We start from the raw sequence: 521 nt of genomic DNA, 5'->3' as shown, positions 1-521 counted from the left end.
AGACTCGTTAGCTCAGTTGGTAGAGCAATTGACTTTTAATCAATGGGTCGCTGGTTCGAGCCCAGCACGGGTCATATGCGGGTTTGGCGGAATTGGCAGACGCACCAGATTTAGGATCTGGCGCTTTCGGGCGTGGGGGTTCAAGTCCCTTAACCCGCATTAAGTATCATAGGCCGGCTTAGCTCAGTTGGTAGAGCATCTGATTTGTAATCAGAGGGTCGCGTGTTCAAGTCATGTAGCCGGCATTAAGAGGATTGCGAACGTAGTTCAGTGGTAGAACACCACCTTGCCAAGGTGGGGGTCGCGGGTTCGAATCCCGTCGTTCGCTTTGGCGCCGGGGTGGCGGAACTGGCAGACGCACAGGACTTAAAATCCTGCGATCGTTACTGATCGTACCGGTTCGATTCCGGTCCTCGGCAAATGAGCACCCTTAGCTCAACTGGATAGAGTACCTGACTACGAATCAGGCGGTTAGAGGTTCGACTCCTCTAGGGTGCATGTAAACAATAATACGGGAAGTA

General features: G+C 52.6%; 6 tRNA genes. All 6 read left to right on the top strand.

Features of this window, described 5'->3' with window-relative positions:
* Position 1 precedes the first annotated feature (1 nt).
* Positions 2–74 (top strand) — tRNA-Lys (locus tag I2503_RS09500).
* A gap of 3 nt (positions 75–77) precedes the next feature.
* A tRNA-Leu gene (locus tag I2503_RS09495) sits at positions 78–159 on the top strand.
* A 13-nt stretch (positions 160–172) separates the two neighbouring features.
* Positions 173–245 (top strand) — tRNA-Thr (locus tag I2503_RS09490).
* Between the two features lie 11 nt (positions 246–256).
* A tRNA-Gly gene (locus I2503_RS09485) sits at positions 257–328 on the top strand.
* A gap of 5 nt (positions 329–333) precedes the next feature.
* Positions 334–419: transfer RNA gene (locus I2503_RS09480), tRNA-Leu, on the top strand.
* A gap of 5 nt (positions 420–424) precedes the next feature.
* Positions 425–498 (top strand) — tRNA-Arg (locus tag I2503_RS09475).
* Positions 499–521: the final 23 nt, after the last annotated feature.

Source organism: Streptococcus sp. NLN64, assembly GCF_015831295.1.
Lineage (GTDB): Bacteria > Bacillota > Bacilli > Lactobacillales > Streptococcaceae > Streptococcus.
Note: the sequence above shows the minus strand (reverse complement) of the source record. Positions and strands in the feature narration are given on the sequence as shown.